17 protein-coding genes and 1 tRNA gene are annotated in these 15526 nt (G+C 66.0%); 12 read left to right on the plus strand and 6 right to left on the minus strand.

The window, feature by feature from the left end; all coding sequences use genetic code 11:
• Window positions 1-86 precede the first annotated feature (86 nt).
• The 6 genes from MSP7336_RS22030 to MSP7336_RS22050 all read left to right on the plus strand — a co-directional run bounded on the left by MSP7336_RS22030 (window position 87) and on the right by MSP7336_RS22050 (window position 4593).
• Window positions 87-809, plus strand: coding sequence for a hypothetical protein (locus tag MSP7336_RS22030; RefSeq protein WP_113964597.1), 723 nt, complete (start codon window positions 87-89; stop codon window positions 807-809).
• 165 nt (window positions 810-974) lie between these two features.
• Complete coding sequence (locus tag MSP7336_RS22035; RefSeq protein ID WP_113964598.1) at window positions 975-2507, plus strand: nitric oxide reductase activation protein NorD; 1533 nt, start codon at window positions 975-977, stop codon at window positions 2505-2507.
• Window positions 2508-2530: 23 nt separating this feature from the next.
• On the plus strand, window positions 2531-3334 hold the full coding sequence (locus MSP7336_RS22040; protein WP_113964599.1) for a CbbQ/NirQ/NorQ/GpvN family protein: 804 nt from the start codon (window positions 2531-2533) through the stop codon (window positions 3332-3334).
• Between the two features lie 16 nt (window positions 3335-3350).
• Window positions 3351-3479, plus strand: coding sequence for a hypothetical protein (locus MSP7336_RS24530; protein WP_264078086.1), 129 nt, complete (start codon window positions 3351-3353; stop codon window positions 3477-3479).
• A complete protein-coding gene (locus MSP7336_RS22045; protein ID WP_113964600.1) occupies window positions 3476-4177 on the plus strand; it encodes a hypothetical protein in 702 nt (233 codons plus the stop codon). The genes MSP7336_RS24530 and MSP7336_RS22045 overlap by 4 nt, the downstream gene beginning before the upstream one ends.
• Window positions 4178-4197: 20 nt before the next feature.
• Window positions 4198-4593: a hypothetical protein gene (locus MSP7336_RS22050; RefSeq protein ID WP_113964601.1), complete on the plus strand. Its 396-nt coding sequence runs from the start codon at window positions 4198-4200 to the stop codon at window positions 4591-4593.
• Here MSP7336_RS22050 and MSP7336_RS22055 read toward each other — a convergent pair.
• The gene (locus MSP7336_RS22055; RefSeq protein ID WP_244917501.1) at window positions 4497-5075 is read right to left on the minus strand and encodes an alpha/beta fold hydrolase; all 579 of its coding nucleotides are present in this window, start codon (window positions 5073-5075) and stop codon (window positions 4497-4499) included. The genes MSP7336_RS22050 and MSP7336_RS22055 overlap by 97 nt on opposite strands.
• A gap of 320 nt (window positions 5076-5395) precedes the next feature.
• Here MSP7336_RS22055 and MSP7336_RS22060 point away from each other — a divergent pair, with 320 nt between their 5' ends.
• The 3 genes from MSP7336_RS22060 (at window position 5396) to MSP7336_RS23930 (ending at window position 8214) form a co-directional block, all read left to right on the plus strand.
• Complete coding sequence (locus MSP7336_RS22060) at window positions 5396-6304, plus strand: TIGR03619 family F420-dependent LLM class oxidoreductase (protein WP_244917502.1); 909 nt, start codon at window positions 5396-5398, stop codon at window positions 6302-6304.
• Window positions 6305-6830: 526 nt separating this feature from the next.
• On the plus strand, window positions 6831-7367 hold the full coding sequence (locus tag MSP7336_RS24725; RefSeq protein ID WP_425325772.1) for a PGRS repeat-containing protein: 537 nt from the start codon (window positions 6831-6833) through the stop codon (window positions 7365-7367).
• Window positions 7321-8214 carry a hypothetical protein gene (locus tag MSP7336_RS23930; protein ID WP_181786892.1) on the plus strand — a complete coding sequence of 298 codons (894 nt, stop codon included), beginning with the start codon at window positions 7321-7323 and terminating at the stop codon, window positions 8212-8214. Before MSP7336_RS24725 ends, MSP7336_RS23930 begins: the two co-directional genes overlap by 47 nt.
• A 99-nt stretch (window positions 8215-8313) precedes the next feature.
• Here the strand turns inward: MSP7336_RS23930 and MSP7336_RS22080 are convergent.
• From MSP7336_RS22080 to pgm, 4 genes are all read right to left on the minus strand, one after another.
• Window positions 8314-8386, minus strand: a tRNA-Ala gene (locus MSP7336_RS22080).
• 65 nt (window positions 8387-8451) lie between these two features.
• Window positions 8452-9690, minus strand: coding sequence for an NAD(P)/FAD-dependent oxidoreductase (locus tag MSP7336_RS22085; protein WP_113965190.1), 1239 nt, complete (start codon window positions 9688-9690; stop codon window positions 8452-8454).
• Between the two features lie 53 nt (window positions 9691-9743).
• The gene (locus MSP7336_RS22090; RefSeq protein WP_113964605.1) at window positions 9744-10946 is read right to left on the minus strand and encodes an MFS transporter; all 1203 of its coding nucleotides are present in this window, start codon (window positions 10944-10946) and stop codon (window positions 9744-9746) included.
• A gap of 29 nt (window positions 10947-10975) precedes the next feature.
• A complete protein-coding gene (gene pgm, locus MSP7336_RS22095; protein WP_113964606.1) occupies window positions 10976-12610 on the minus strand; it encodes a phosphoglucomutase (alpha-D-glucose-1,6-bisphosphate-dependent) in 1635 nt (544 codons plus the stop codon).
• Between the two features lie 38 nt (window positions 12611-12648).
• Between pgm and crcB (MSP7336_RS22100) the strand changes: the two genes are divergently transcribed.
• The 3 genes from crcB (MSP7336_RS22100) (at window position 12649) to MSP7336_RS22110 (ending at window position 14591) form a co-directional block, all read left to right on the plus strand.
• Entirely contained in the window at window positions 12649-13044 is a 396-nt protein-coding gene (gene crcB / locus MSP7336_RS22100; RefSeq protein WP_113964607.1) for a fluoride efflux transporter CrcB, read from the plus strand.
• Window positions 13045-13149: 105 nt separating this feature from the next.
• Window positions 13150-13509: a fluoride efflux transporter CrcB gene (gene crcB, locus MSP7336_RS22105; RefSeq protein WP_113964608.1), complete on the plus strand. Its 360-nt coding sequence runs from the start codon at window positions 13150-13152 to the stop codon at window positions 13507-13509.
• Entirely contained in the window at window positions 13506-14591 is a 1086-nt protein-coding gene (locus tag MSP7336_RS22110; RefSeq protein ID WP_113964609.1) for a DUF190 domain-containing protein, read from the plus strand. The genes crcB (MSP7336_RS22105) and MSP7336_RS22110 overlap by 4 nt, the downstream gene beginning before the upstream one ends.
• A 40-nt stretch (window positions 14592-14631) precedes the next feature.
• On the opposite strand, the gene MSP7336_RS22115 is transcribed toward MSP7336_RS22110, so the two are convergent.
• Window positions 14632-15366 (minus strand): hypothetical protein, encoded by a 735-nt coding sequence (locus MSP7336_RS22115; protein WP_113964610.1) that lies wholly within the window; start codon window positions 15364-15366, stop codon window positions 14632-14634.
• Window positions 15367-15526: the final 160 nt, after the last annotated feature.

Consider the following 15526-nt stretch of genomic DNA (forward strand, 5'->3'; position numbering starts at 1 on the left):
ACCGAGCAGTTCTTGTTGACTGCGGTCAGCTTTGATACCTTGACGGAACCCGCCCACCGTCGGCTCGTCGAAACGGACGGACTGCTGTGACTCGATCAACGAAGAACCCGGCCGACCCTCGATCCGGCGGTCTAGGCGACGGACTCGGCCTCGATGATCACCTCGAACAGTCCCGACTTGCGCAGCGCCGGGCCGACAAGTGGCTGATCTCGGGCAGCGTTCTGATCGGTACCACGGCCCTGGGCATCTTCGGCCTGCCGCTGTTTTTCCGTGGAGTCGCGCTGCTGCGCCGTGCCCGTCGAGACGGTCTGTCGGTGCGGCCCATGCTCGTCACGCTGCTCGGCTACCTGGTGATCATCGATGCCGCCATCAACACGGTGGGATGGGCACTCGACATGGTGGCCAACCACACGCTCTTGGCCCGAGTCCTGTTGACCGGGTGGGGCAACATGTTCGACGCCGGATACTTCTGGCACTTCAACGAGCTGTGGATAGGCGGCGCGGCAGGCCCAGGCGAAAAGGGCTTGGAGATCGGGCTCATCTTCACGGTATTCACCATGCGCATCGCGGCGGCCATCGGCTTTTTGCAGATGAAGCGCTGGGGCCACCAGTGGATGATCGTCACCTGCTGGATGGGCGTCGTGATCTGGTGCGGCTACGTCTTCAACATGACGATGTACGCCGACGTCCGGTTCGCCGGTGTCGTGCTGCCGGTGGTCGGCTGGTGGCTCTACGACATCTTCTACATCAGCCCGTTTCTCGCGCTCCCCTATTTGCACACGGTCAACCGCGAACTGTTCACCGACTGACAGCGACCCGCCAAATGACTTTAGTCAGTGAGACTGCGAGCTAAGGAAGGCAGATCATGGCGTATCTCTGGGAGCTACTCCGCTACGCCGCAGCCTGGGGCGGCACCATCCTGATCATCATGTTCTGGTACTGGATGTTTTCCAACATCGGCACGTTCTGAGCCAATGGCCGACCGCTGGAACGGACACGCACTGACGCTCGAGCGCAGTTGCGCCGTGTCCGCAGTTGCATTCAGCGAGCACCGTCGCGAGGGGGTGCGACTAGTCACCGGAGATCGGCGCAGCTTCGGGTTGAACGCGGCGCTGAACTATGTCCACGTGCCCTACCCGACCGTCAACCGCGACTGGACCCGGCGAACCCTGACTTGCGGTGTGGCGCTGCAATGTTCGCCATCGAAGGAACGTATCACCGAATACCGCCTGAATGAGCTGTCAGCCCGGGAGCTGCGCGCACTCACACTCGTCGAGGCGTCGGTCGCCCTCGGGTGGATCGCCGCGCGCTGGCCCGGGTTACGCCGTGAAATACAAAGGCTGCTTCCCGATCTCGAGATCGCGCCGGCGGATATGGATGCCGGGCAGATGCTGGACCGGGCGATCCACCTGGCGGCCACCGATCGGCCCCTTAACGTGCATCCACTGCTTGGCCAACTTCCGTTGGCTTACACCCGGCCCCACGCACTCAGTGACAAGCTGCGCAGGACCTTCGGCAGGATGCCGTGGACGACAACGCACAAACGCATGCCGCGTCCGTACTCGGTGCCCGCAGGCGGCGACGGCGGGGTGCGCAATTCGAATCTGCCCCCGCCGAGCCGGCCGCAGGACAGCGATCTCGAGTTCGCCCCGGATCGCCGGCCCGGAATTCCGTATCCCGAATGGAACATGTGGACCAACAGCTTCATCCGCGACCATGTCCCGGTGCTCGAGCGCGCGCTTCCCGCACCGACGTCGCCGCCCGCGGCCGTCTCCCCCGACCTGCGGAGGTGGTTTGAAGAGCACACCCATCGCGCGATGGCGAGCGGTCTGGAGGACGGATCCGATATCGATGTCGAGCGATACGTCAACCACTTCGTCGACCTGGCGGCCGGCGAGGCGGCCGAGCCGCGAATCTTCCGCGAGCTATCGCCGAGCAGCCGCGACGTCACCACCGCACTTCTGCTGGATGGCAGTTCGTCGTTAGGAGTGCACGGCGGTCGGATATTTCAGCTGGAATTGGCGTGCGCGGATGCTCTTTCACGGGCGTTGAAGCTCGCCCGCGAGCGCCACGGCGTTTTCGTGTTCACCGGCAACACCAGGCATCGAGTGGAAGTGCTGCGCCTGAAAGACTTCACGGACGCGAGGTTCGTGCGCCCCAGCCGGCTGGGATTGACGACGGGCGGATACACGCGGCTCGGCGCTCCGGTGCGCCATCTGACCAGTCGGCTGCTCGGGCAGCCGTCCGAACGGCGCCTGCTCATCGTCATCGGCGACGGCCTGATGTCCGACGAGGGTTATGAGGGCCGCTACGCGTTTGCCGACGTGTCCCACGCGGTGGCCGAGGCCAACGATGCCGGTGTCTCGATCTACTACATCGGTGTCGGTCCGACTCGTGTTGATCCACTCCCGGATGTCTTCGGGCCCCGCCGTTCCCAGCGGATCCGGCGAGTGGAGGAACTTCCGCGGGTCCTGGCGCATGTCCACCGCGAGCTCGTCGCGGCCTGATCCATGACTTCGCAGAGGAAGAGATGACGACCACCACATATTTGGCGAACGGCAACGAAGTCAAGCTGTTCGAGCAGGCGTTTGATCGGCGAATGCCGGTGATGCTCACCGGACCGACCGGGTGCGGCAAGACTCGGCTGGTCGAGCACATGGGCCTGCTGCTCGGCCGACCCGTCGTCACGATCAGCTGTCACGACGATCTGACCAGTTCGGATCTCGTCGGCCGCTTCATCGTGACCGGAGGGGACGTCGTCTGGACCGATGGACCGCTGACCAGAGCGGTCAAGGCTGGTGCCCTTTGTTATCTCGACGAGGTGGTCGAAGCCCGGCACGACTCGCTGGCGATTCTGCATTCGCTGACCGATCACCGTCGCGCGCTGTATCTAGACCGGGCCGGCGAAGTCGTGCACGCCCCAGACGAATTCATGCTTGTCTGCTCGTACAATCCCGCCTACCGCAGCTCTCTGAAAGAGCTCAAACCGTCTTTCCGGCAACGGTTCGTGACGCTCGCGCTGAATTATCTGCCCCCCGATCGCGAGGCCCAGGTGATCGTCGCCGAAACGGGGGTACCGGCGGCAACGGCGCGGCGACTCGTTGATTGCGCGGTCGCGATCCGCACCGCGGACGAGGCCTTTCACTTCGAGCCGCCGTCCACCCGGGTGCTGGTGACCGCGGCAGCGATGATCGTCGCCGGCGCAACCGAATTGGAAGCCGCAGAGGCCTGCATCCTGGCACCGCTGAGCACTGACGGCGCCATTACCGAGGGTTTGCGTGAGGTCGCGGCGGCATGTCTGGACACCGCCGATACGCCGAGCACACGAAACTAGGAAGGGACCGGCTCCAATGGATTACCAGGAACGCAAACGTAAACGAGCGCTGATCGTTCTGCAGGTGGTCATCTACGGGTATCTGCTGACGATGTTCCTCATCCAGTTGTACATGTCCTTCGCCCGGGGTTGGTGGCAATTATGAGCTCGCCGGTGATCGGGGCCAGCAGCGCTCCGGTCGGCTTGGATCACCACCACGAGGAATCGCGGTTGGCTCAGCGCCGAGCCGACAAATGGATGATCGTCGGTGCCGCGTTGATGGGAATGTGGGCGCCCGGTGTCATCGGCTTTCCCATCTTTATGCGCGGTGTGTGGCTGCAGCGCCAGGCGCTGCGGGCGGGCCTGTCGGTCCGGCCGATGATCGTCACCCTCATCGGCTATCTGGTGCTGGTCGACGGGATGCTCAACAGCCTTGGCTGGGCGCTGGATTTGGTCGCCAACCACACCCTGATCAATCGGGTGCTCATGGTCGGCTGGGGAAACATGTTCGATGCCGGCTATTTCTGGCACTACAATGAGTTGTGGGTCGGCGGCGCGGCCGGGCCGGGCGAGAAAGCCTACGTGGCCGGGCTGATTCTGACGGTGTTTTCCATGCGGGTCGCCGCCGCGATCGGTTTCTTGCAGATGAAGCGCTGGGGCCACCAATGGATGGTCATCACCTGCTGGATGGGTCTCGTCATCTGGTGTGCCTACGTGTTCAACATGACGATGTACGCCGATGTGCGCTACGCCGGCGTCGTGTTTCCGGTGATCGGCTGGTGGCTCTACGACATCTTCTACATCACCCCTTTCCTGGCCATCCCGTATCTGCACACGGTCAACCGCGAAATCTTTTCTGACTGAACCGGTTCAAGGAGTAGCAAGTGACGCCATCATCAGAAGGCCTTCCGCCGGGAACCACGGCCTACTACGCCCGAATGCACAAATGGATCAAACGCGCAGTGCTGGTCTGTTTGGTCGCCCTTGTCATCGAAGGGGCTTTCACGCTGCCGTTCATGGCGATCTACTACGGCTACCCAACTTTGAGCCTCACCCAGATCTGCAGTGAGCTGTTGAAGATCCGGTATTCCGACGACACCTTGGAATGCAAGTTCCCCTATCCCCCGCTGGGGCCGCCGGAGGGCGCCGAGGGCAAGGACACCGCCCAGGACCAGTGGGGCATTCAGCCGATTCCCAAGTACCACCGGCTGGGGTTCCGGGAACTGGTTCGTATCCACGACGAGCGCGTGGCCCGGCAGCAGGCCGAACACCATCCATAAAGCCAGCGTGATCGCCGGCATCCACTAAGCCAACGCCGCAAAGTCAGCGAAACGCGCAGGATTTCATTTGCCGCGGCTTCCGATGCCATGCCCTCCGGCGAGGTGACCTCAAGGCCCGGCGACGGAATAGGTGGCTCGTAGAGCATGATCCGACGGAAAGCCGATGTGATCAGGGCGGCTTCCAGGACCGCCAACGCCCCATAGGAATGCCCGATGACATAGACGTCGCCGCCGACGGCCTCGGCAACGGCGGCGACATCCTCGGCCTCCCGGGCCAAGCTGTACGGCTCAGCCTCGGCCGTGCTGAGTCCCCGGCCGCGGCGGTCCATCGCGTGCACGCTGTAGCGCTGTGCCAGCGTCGGCGTCACCACCGACCAGCGAGCGCGCGTGCCCGTGCTGCCGTGTACAAGCAGCAGATGCGGTCCGGCACCGACGGATTCGTAGCCGACCACGGTTCCGTCGGGGGAAGTTACGGTCGTCATGCTGGCGATCAGAGCACGTCGAATCTGTCGGAGCCGTCGAGGTAACGCAGCAAATAGCGCGTTTCCCATCGCCGGTAGCGCCACAGCCTGAGTCGCTGGCGAAGGCGCTTCATGCCTGTCTCCTTCCGTGCCGCCACGCGGGTGTGCCGAACGGCGACGTCATGAGACGAGGGTGCCAACACTGGCCGCAGGCGTGCCGCGCTGGATGTGCCATGTTTTCCACAGAAACGGACACCCTTGCAGACCACCGGAATTCAAGGTTCCTTGTCGTCGCTATCCCCTACGTGAAAGTTGGGCTTCGTCTGCCTCAAAGGTTGGGAGTGGACCTGCAACACGACGTGGTCGAAGCAGCCAGGATTGCCGAAGCGGCCGGCTACGCGAGTTTGTGGACGTATGAACGTCTGCTGTTCCCGCAGGCGCCCGCCGAGCCGTATGCCCCGCCCAACATGCCGTGGCCGGAAACCTCGCGGCAGGCAGCCGATCCCCTGACCGTGCTCACTGCGGCGGTGACCGAAAAGGTGCGCCTCGGCACCGCCGTTCTCGTTGCTGCACTTCACACACCGGTCCAGCTGGCGAAGGGGCTGGCCACGATCGATCAGATCAGCGGTGGCCGCGTGATCGCGGGCATGAGCACCGGCTGGTCCACCGACGAACTTCGGGCCGCTGGGGCGACCCGAGCGGATCGCGGTCGCTTCCTCGACGAGACGTTGGACGTTTTCGATGCGGTGTGGGGTCCGGACCCGGTCACCTTCCGGAGTCCGCGCGTGATCATCGACAACGCCGCAGTGTTGCCCAAGCCGGTTTCGAAAATCCCGGTGATGCTGGGCGGCGGTGGCAGCAACCTGGGCCGAAGCACCAGTTCAAAAGCGTTGCAGCGCATCGCTAAACGCGCGGACGGCTGGCTGCCGCTACTTGGCACACCCGGAGCGGCCGGGGCCGCGCAACTGCGCGCCCGCTGGGACCGCATCCGGGAAATGGCTTCTGACTATGGCCGCGACACCAGCCGGATGGAAATGGTCGTGGTGGGAAACGTCACCTTCACGCCCCGTCCGGCAGGACCCGACCGGTCGGCGTTCGTCGGCACCCTCGACCAGATCATGGACGACGTCCAAACGGCCGCCGAAGCCGGCGCCGACGAGCTCATCGTGGATTTGAACCTGCAGGACTGGTTCACCAGCACTCAGCAAATGCTTGAAACCGCAGTCGAGATCCGCGAACGGCACTCCTAACGGCACCAGCGTCGCAGCGAATCTAAGTAGCAGCGAATCTAAGTAGTACCGCGTCGAAACGGGCCAAAGCCCAGTAGAGCGTTACTGGGCTTGTGCCACCGAATACCAGCGACGATTCCTACGGACATAGCCGGGTCAGGAGCACGGACAAATGGGTGTTCATCGCAGGCATCGGGTGGGTCAACGGCCACACAAAGCCGGTGCGGTTCGGGGCCGACTGGTTGGAGCCGGCACCGCTTTGGGCGGGTTCTTCGTGTTGGCGATGGCCCCGTTGGCGTCTGCGCCGCCAGCTAAGGCCGACCTACTGGATGTGATCTTTGATCCGATCTTCGAGCCGTTGCCGGAGCTGGTGAGTCTGGATCCCAGCTTGAGCCTGGACGCCGCCAGTGTGGATCTGTCACCCGGTTTCGACTGGAGCAGCCTGTTCGACCCGAGCAGTCTTGATTGGGGAGCCGCTGCCGCTGTTCCCGCATCGGACCCGACGGCGTGGTTCGAGCAGTTCGTGTACCTGCCCATGCACGACGCCATGCAGGACTGGATCACCAGCCCGCTCGGCCAGCAGGTCAACGCCTTGATCAACCTGACCTTTGGGGTTTTTCTGATCGGCAACGGCGCCGACGGAACGTCTGAGCACCACAGCGGTGGTCCCGGCGGACTGTTGTTCGGCGACGGCGGTGATGGTTTCCACGATCCCACCGGGGCCGGTGGTGCTCCCGGCGGCGACGCCGGGATGTTCGGTAACGGCGGCGACGGCGGGGACGGCGGCACCAGCGGTGGTACCGGCGGGGCCGGCGGTTGGCTGATGGGCATCGGCGGTACCGGCGGAGCCGGCGGGGACGGCGGGACCAATGGGATGGGCCACGATGGCGGGCTCGGCGGAACCGGCGGCTACGGACTGGGCCTCATCTTCGGGCGCGGCGGGGNGGGACGGCGGCAACGGTGGTCACGGCGGTGCCGGCGGCACCATCTCAGGAAATGGCGGCGATGGCGGCTTCGGCGGTGCTGGTGGTTCCGCTATGGGGTTGGGGAACATCTTGTCCGACAACGTCGGCAACGGTGGTGACGGCGGTCGCGGCGGCAACGGTGGTGACGCCACCGGTGCGGGTCACGTCGCCGGCCGAGGCGGTGGCGGGGGCTACGGTGCTGGCGGTGCCATCGGCGGTGACGGCGGCACCGGTGGCGATGGCGGTAATGGCATTAGCGGCGCCAGCGGGGCGGTCGGCGGAGCCGGCGGCCGCGGTGGGGAAGGCCTGCTGGCCAGCGGAACCGGGGGCAGCGGCGGCTGGGGCGGCGGCGACGGCCGCGGTGGTCAGGGCGGCGCGGGTGGCGCGGGTGGATCGAGCGGCAGCGGCTTCAGCCGGGGACCCGCTGGCGGGGGCGGCGGCGGTGTTGGCCAGGCCGGTGGTACCGGCGGCACCGGCGGGAAGGGCGGCGACGGCGGGAATGGGACCGGTGCGCTGCGAGGCACATTTCTCCACCCCGTCTTCGGAGGTTACGGCGGCTGGGGCGCCCAGGGTGGCACCGGTGGCACGGGCATCGGTCCCGGCGGAATCGGCGGCACCGGCGGCACCGGCGGGAACGGCGGCGACGGCATCGGCACCGCCAACGGATTGGGCGTCGGCGGCGCCGGCGGGTACGGCGGGAACGGCGGGGACGGCATCGGCGGCACCGGCAGCCCTGGTGGAACCGGCGGGGACGGCGGTATCGGCAACCTCGGCACCGGCGGCAGCGGAGGACACGGCGGTCACGGCGGACTCCCCGGACCGAATGGCGACGGCAGCGGCGGTACCGGTGGCGACGGTGGCAGCGGCAGCAACGGCCAATCCGGCGGCAACGGGAGTCCCGGCGGCGATGGCAGCGCCGACGGCACCCCCGGAGCACCCGGTAGCCCAGGCCAAAACAACGGATAATCCGCGGGCTTACGCCAGTTGCCTACGACAGCAACGCATCCCGGGTGATGCGAGGGTTCGAGCTCCGGTGAACGTAGAGCGATCAGCTATCGAAATAAGTGGAGCTAAGGGGACTCGAACCCCTGACCCCCACACTGCCAGTGTGGTGCGCTACCAGCTGCGCCATAGCCCCATCAAGGTGTGCCCATCGAAGCTACACCACCAGCAACTTCCGTACAAAGTCGCTGACCAGCGGTCTCAGCGGGTGGGGTCGAATTCCCGCAGGGCGGCCGCCTGCTTGCCGGTAGCAATGTGCTCAGCCAGCATCCGCCCGGTCGCTGGGCCGTGCGTCATGCCCCACATGCCGTGCCCGCCGGCGACGTAGACCCCCGCTGTTACCTGCCCGATCAGCGGACGACCGTCGGGGCTGAGCGGGCGCGGCCCCACCCAGACCTCGCTGCGTTGCTCCCAGCGAACCCCGTCGAGGTATTGGCGCGCCGCTTCGGCGATGGCGTCGGCCCGCGCTTCCGACGCGGGCAGGTCGGGATCGCGCAATTCCATTGTCCCGGTGACCCGGAGCTTGTCGCCCAACGGCGTGCAGGCGACCCGCGCATCGGGCAAGTGAATCGGACACGCCACCGGACGCCCCACTGGCACCGTGAATGAATAGCCACGCCCCGCCTGCACCGGGATCCGCACCCAGCGGCGGACCAAGCGCGGCAACCACGCGCCGGTCGCGACCACCGCAACGTCAGCCGACAACACCGGACCGTCGCGGGTCACCACCTTCACCCCATCGGCAGAAGGCGAGATGTCGGCAACCTCCTCGATGTGCAGTGTCGCACCGCGTTCGACGACCGAACGACCCAGCGCGGTCACGAAACGACCGGCGTCGACGTAGCGCTGACCGTCGATGCGAAGCCCGACGGTCACCGCCTCCGATGCCAGCGGCACCTGTTCGCGCAGCGTCGCACCGGTCAACTGGGTGACCGACATCGGCTGGCCCGCATCCTGAAAGCGCCGCAGCTCGTCCATATGGTGTTCGGCATCGTGAGACGTGCGGAACAACGCGGTGATCGGTGCCTCGTTGACCGGCGCGTCGACGCCATGGGAGACCAACGCGTCGTAGGCGTCGATGCATTCGTCGCTCAGCGCACGGTTGGCTCGTACGGCCCGGCGCCATGACGAGTTACGGCAATTGCCCGCGAACCGAATCAGGAAGCGCCACAACGCCGGATCTGCTGACATTGAAATACGCACGGGAGCGGTGGTTCTCGGCAATACCCGTAACGCATAGCGCAGCGTGTGCGGCTCGTTGAGCGGTATCGCCAGCGCCGGTGCGATGTACCCGGCGTTGCCCCACGACGCGCCGGCAGCCACGCCGACGCGGTCGACCATCGTGACATCCACGCCGCGCTCTTGCAGAAACCACGCCGTCGACAACCCGACGATGCCCGCGCCAGCCACGATAGCTGATCGTGGTGTGCCGCCAACCATCACGAACCTCCCGATGCCCGACCGTAATTCAGCCTAGCGACTTCAGTCGGGCGTCAGGCGACCTCGGGCGCCTCCCATGGCCCGGGCACCACCGGCTTGGCGGCTACCCGGGTTTCCGGCGCCAGCATCCAGCCGACCGCCGCTGCCAGCAAAATCATCCCGCTGACGACGAATCCCCACCCGAAGCTCAGGTGTTGGGCGATCTGGCCGACCGCCATGGAACCCGCGATGGCACCGAGGTCGGCCATCATCTGAAACGTCGCGACCGCGGTGCCGGCGCGCGCATTGCTGCCCAAGATATCGGCGACCGCGGCCTGCTGCGGTGACGTGAACACGCCAGAAGCCGCGCCGGCCAGGTACGCCGCAACCAAGAACAAAGGCACCGAAGTTGACGCGCCCACCCAAATCGTCGCCAGCCCGGCCGCCGAGAGCCCCGCGATCAGCAGGATGCGCCGCCCGATCCGGTCGGACAGGTGGCCGCTGGGCAGGACGGCGGAGACATTGCCGAATGCGAACGTCGCCAACGCCAACCCTGTCATCCGCGGGCCGCGGCCCAACACTTCGGCGACGAAAAGCGGCACCAATGCGATGCGCAGCCCAAACACCGACCAGCCCGTCGCGAAATTCGACAGCAGCGCCGAGCGGTAGGCGCGGTGTCGCAGCGCAACGCGTACTGTCACGGTCGGCTGCGACTCGTCGGCGGGGGCGGGCAGCGTTGAATGACGCAGGCTGAAATACACCACCATCAGCGCCGTCAACACCGCCATCCCGTAAATGAGGAACGGGGCACCCAGACCCAATCCCGCTGTAAGACTGCCCAATACCGGCCCGGCTACCGAGCCGAGCAAAAACGCGGTGGCGAACAGCCCGGCGACGCGTCCGCGCGCGTCGGTGGGGCTGATCCGGATCATCAGGCCCAATGCGGAGACGAAAAACATCGTCGACCCGACGCCGCCGAGCGAGCGGAACAGCAGCAGTTGCCAATACGTCTGGGCGAACGCGCATGCGCCGGTGCACACCGACACGATCAACAGCCCACTCAGGTAGATGCGCCGCTCCCCCAACCGCTGCACCAGCACGCCACTCACCGGGGCGAAGCACAGCCGGGTCAGGGAGAACGCGGTAATGACGAACGTCGCCGCCCCGATGCTGACCCCGAAGCTGCGGGCGTAGGCGGGAAGCACCGGCGACACCACACCGTAGCCAATCGCGATCATCGCGTTCGCCGCGATCAACACCCAGGCTTCGCGTGGCATCGTGCTCCGCGGGCGCTGGGCAAGACAGATCACCCGATGACTTTATCCACCACCGCCTGGGCAGCCTGCTGGACTTCGGTCAAATGCTCCGGGCCGCGGAACGACTCGGCGTAGATCTTGTAGACGTCCTCGGTTCCCGACGGCCGCGCAGCAAACCAGGCGTTTTCGGTGGTGACCTTGAGCCCACCCAGCGGCGCGTCGTTGCCGGGGGCTGTGGTCAGCTTTGCGGTGATGCGCTCTCCGGCCAGTTCGGTGGCGGTCACCTCATCTGCCGTGAGCGCTGCTAACCGGGCTTTTTGTTCGCGGTCGGCGGGCGCGTTCACCCGGGCGTAGGCCGGTTCACCGTATTTGCTAGCCAGCTCGCGGTAGCGCTGCGACGGCGTGGAACCCGTGACCGCGAGGATTTCCGCGGCCAGCAACGCGAGAATGATGCCGTCCTTGTCGGTGGTCCACACCGAGCCGTCGCGGCGCAGAAACGACGCCCCCGCTGACTCCTCGCCGCCGAAGCCGATCGTGCCGTTGAACAGGCCGTCGACGAACCATTTGAACCCGACCGGCACCTCCACCAGCCGACGCCCGATGCCGCCGACCACCCGGTCGATGATCGAGGAGCTGACCGCGGTCTTGCCAACCGCGACGCTGTCCGACCACAAGGGCCGGTGCGTGTACAGGTATTCGATGGCGACGGCCAGGTAGTGGTTGGGGTTGAGCAGGCCCTGGTCCGGAGTCACGACGCCGTGCCGGTCGGCGTCCGCGTCGTTGCCGGTGGCGATCTGGTAGCGATCCCGGTGCGCGATCAAGGACGCCATCGCGTCGGGCGAACTGCAGTCCATCCGGATCTTGCCGTCGGTGTCCAACGTCATGAACCGCCACGTCGCATCGACCAACGGATTGACCACGGTCAGATCAAGGTTGTGCCGCTCGGCGATCACGCCCCAGTAGTCGACGCTGGCCCCGCCAAGCGGGTCCGCACCGATCACCACCCCGGCGTCGCGGATGGCGGCGATGTCCACCACGTTGCGCAGATCATCGACATAGGCGTCGAGGTAATCGTGGCGCCAGCTGTTCTTCAGCGCCCGGGTGAACGGTATCCGCTTCACCGCGGAGAGTCCCTCGCGCAGAATTTCGTTGGCGCGGTTGGCGATTGCGCTCGTGGTATCGCTGCCGGCGGGACCGCCGTGCGGCGGGTTGTACTTGAAACCGCCGTCGCGGGGTGGATTGTGCGACGGGGTCACGACGATCCCATCGGCGAGGCCGTCGGCGCGCCCGCGGTTGTAGTTGAGGATGGCGTGGCTGATCGCCGGGGTCGGCGTGTACCGGTCGGCGGCGTCGACCATGGCCACGACATCGTTGGCGGCGAGCACCTCCAGCGCCGTCGCCCACGCCGGCTCGGACAACGCGTGGGTGTCGCGGCCGATGAACAACGGACCGGTGGTGCCGGCCGCGGCGCGGTACTCGACGATCGCTTGCGTGATGGCCAGGATGTGCGCCTCGTTGAACGCCCCGTCCAGCGCCGAGCCCCGATGTCCCGAGGTTCCGAACGCCACCTGCTGAGCGACGTCGTCGGGGTCGGGTTCTGTCGTGTAGTACGCGGTCACCAGATGGGGCAGATCGACGAGATCCTCGGGTTGGGCCGGCTGACCGGCTCGTGGGTGGGCCGCCATGACACCAATTCTGCCGATCTCCCGCATACGCTGCTTGGATGCCTGGTCGTGACTACCGCGAGTTGGCCGCGGTGTTCGTCGGCGGCGCGTTGGGCACTGCGGCGCGCGCAGGCCTGAGCAGCCTGGCGGTCGACGACCCGACGCGCTGGCCGTGGCCGACGTTCACCGCGAACATCGTCGGCGCACTCTTGGTGGGCTACTTCACCACCCGGCTGCTGGAGCGGCTACCGCTGTCGAGTTATCGGCGCCCGCTGCTGGGCACCGGGCTGTGCGGCGGGCTGACCACCTTCTCCACCATGCAGGTCGAAACACTGCGGATGATCGAGCACCACCGATACGGCCTGGCCGCCGGCTACACCGGGGCCAGTATCGCTGCCGGGCTGGTGGCGGTGCATCTGGCTACGGCAGCGGTGCGCCGGGTGCGAGTGCGCTGATGATGCCCGCCGGCGACGATGCAGAGCGAAGCGATGAGGAGGAGCGTCGCCGACGATGCCCGCCGGCGACGATGCAGAGCGAAGCGATGAGGAGGAGCGGCGCCGATGATCCTGTGGGTTGGGGTGCTGGTGGCCGGCGGCTTCGGCGCGGTGTTGCGTTTCTTGGTTGACGGCGCGGTGGGGCGCCGGGCGGCACGCTCGTTTCCGGTCGGAACGTTGGCGGTGAACGTCAGCGGCGCAGCGCTGCTCGGGTTGATCGGCGGGCTGGCGCTGAGTCGGCCCGCCGCGTTGCTTGCCGGCACCGCGTTCGTCGGCTCCTACACCACCTTTTCCACCTGGATGCTGGAAACTCAGCGGCTCGGTGAGGAGCGTCAGGTGTGGCCCGCGGTCGCCAACATCGTGGTGAGCGTGGTGCTGGGCATGGCCGCCGCGACGCTCGGGCAATGGATCGCGGGGCGGCTATGACCCAACCGTACCTGAAGCTGACCGGTTACTTCGGTGAACGTCAACGCACGGTGGGTGACGTTGTACCGCACGGTTTCTTAGCCGACGCGATGTTGAATCTGTTCGGCGACCGGCAAATCGCCACCAGCGTGATGTTGCGCGGCATCGGCGGTTTCGGGCTGCGGCATGTGCTGCGCACCGATGAATCACTGAGCCTGTCCGAGGATCCACCGGTCGCGATCGCCGCGGTTGACGTCGAGTCGAAGATCACCGGATTGGTCGACGAGGTGGTGGCGATGACCGGCCGCGGCCTGATCACCCTCGAGCGCGCGCGGCTGGCCGGCACCGACACCGTCTCGGACGCTGACGGTCGAGACGCCGTCAAGCTCACCGTCTACGTCGGCCGCCAGGAACGCGTCAACGGGTTGCCGGCATACCGGGCGGTGTGCGATCTGTTGTATCGGCTCGGATTCGCCGGCGCGGGAGTGTTTCTCGGAGTCGACGGCACGGCGCACGGCCAGCGTTACCGGGCACGGTTTTTCAGTCGCAATGTCAACGTGCCGCTGATGATCATCTCCATCGGGAGCGCAGCGCAGGTGTCGGCCGCCGTCACCGAGCTCAGCGCCGCCATTCCCAACCCGCTGCTCACCATCGAACGGGTCCGGTTATGCAAGAGCGACGGGCGGCTGTTCACCCGCCCTCATCGGCTGCCGAGCACCGACAACCACGGGCGGACGCTCTGGCAGAAATTGATGGTGCACACCAGCGAGGCCGCCGGACACGACGGCGCCCCGATCCATCGTGCGCTGGTGCGTCACCTGCTGGAATCCGGGTTGGCCCGCGGCGCGACGGTGCTGCGCGGCATCTGGGGCTTTCATGGCGACCATAAACCCCACGGTGACAAGCTGTTTCAGTTGACGCGTCGGGTCCCGGTGGTGACCATCATCATCGACAAACCGGAGTGGATTGCGCGTAGTTTCGACATCGTCGACGAGCTGACAGCCGAACATGGTGTGGTCACCAGCGAGATGGTTCCGGCGGTGGTGTCCATCGACCGGCCGAGCCGGCCCGCCGACACGCAATTGGCCGAGTACGACTACTGACTTGCGCATTTCGTTGCGCGCGACCTGCGACCCTTGGGAATCAAGGGATCAGGCTGGTCAGCACCTCGCCGATGTCCGCCACGCCTGCGGTGTCGAAAACCGTGTCGAGGCCGGGGATTATCCCGCTCAGATCCAGCGCCGCGCTCAGGTCCTGGACGACGGTGGTGAGATCCAATGCCTCAGCTCCATCGCTGAACACCGGGGTAATGTCCGGCGCAGCAACATCGAGTGCTCCCGCGCCCAGCGCCTCGGGGGTGAGATCTGCAAAGCTCACTACGGATGCCAGGCCCTCGATAGCTTGCCCGTCGGGATCGACGCCGAAAAGACCATCTAGCCAATCCCATATAGAATCCGCTATCGGGCTTATGACGGGGGCAAAGTTCCAAAGAAGTACGAAGGTAAGAGCCCATAGCCAGTTCGGGTTAAACACCCAGGTAAAGACGAAAGTCCACGCTTGGTTCAACCAGTTCCACGCTTGGGTCAACCAGTCCCACGCTTGGGTCAACCAGTCGTCGCCGGCAAGGCTGAAGGGGATATCGGCGCTAGCCAGTCCGTCAACGAACGTCCCGCCGAGATCATCGAGGCTCGGCAGCGCTCCCGCCGTGGCTGCCAGGGCGTCGCTGAGCGACCCGTCGGCGCCACCGAGGCCGCCGACCACCAGGTCCAACGGGCTAACCATGTCGAAGTCGTTCTCGGCGGCGATCAACGCAACCACGCTCTGCTCGATAGCGGGTGAGTCAACCGGGTCGGCGGCGACCAGGCCGGCGCACAACACAACGATTCCGGCTAGGACATAACGACGTCGTATCAGGAGCTGGGGCGCCTTCTTCGACGGCCATCGACTGGGCCCACCAAGTTGAAACCGCGGACATTCCAGCGGGTTGTTGGCTGCGAGGGATATTGCGGTACACATCGCTGTCTCCTCCCCCTGTGTC

Source organism: Mycobacterium shimoidei (genome assembly GCF_900417275.1).
In the GTDB taxonomy this organism is placed as follows: domain Bacteria; phylum Actinomycetota; class Actinomycetes; order Mycobacteriales; family Mycobacteriaceae; genus Mycobacterium; species Mycobacterium shimoidei.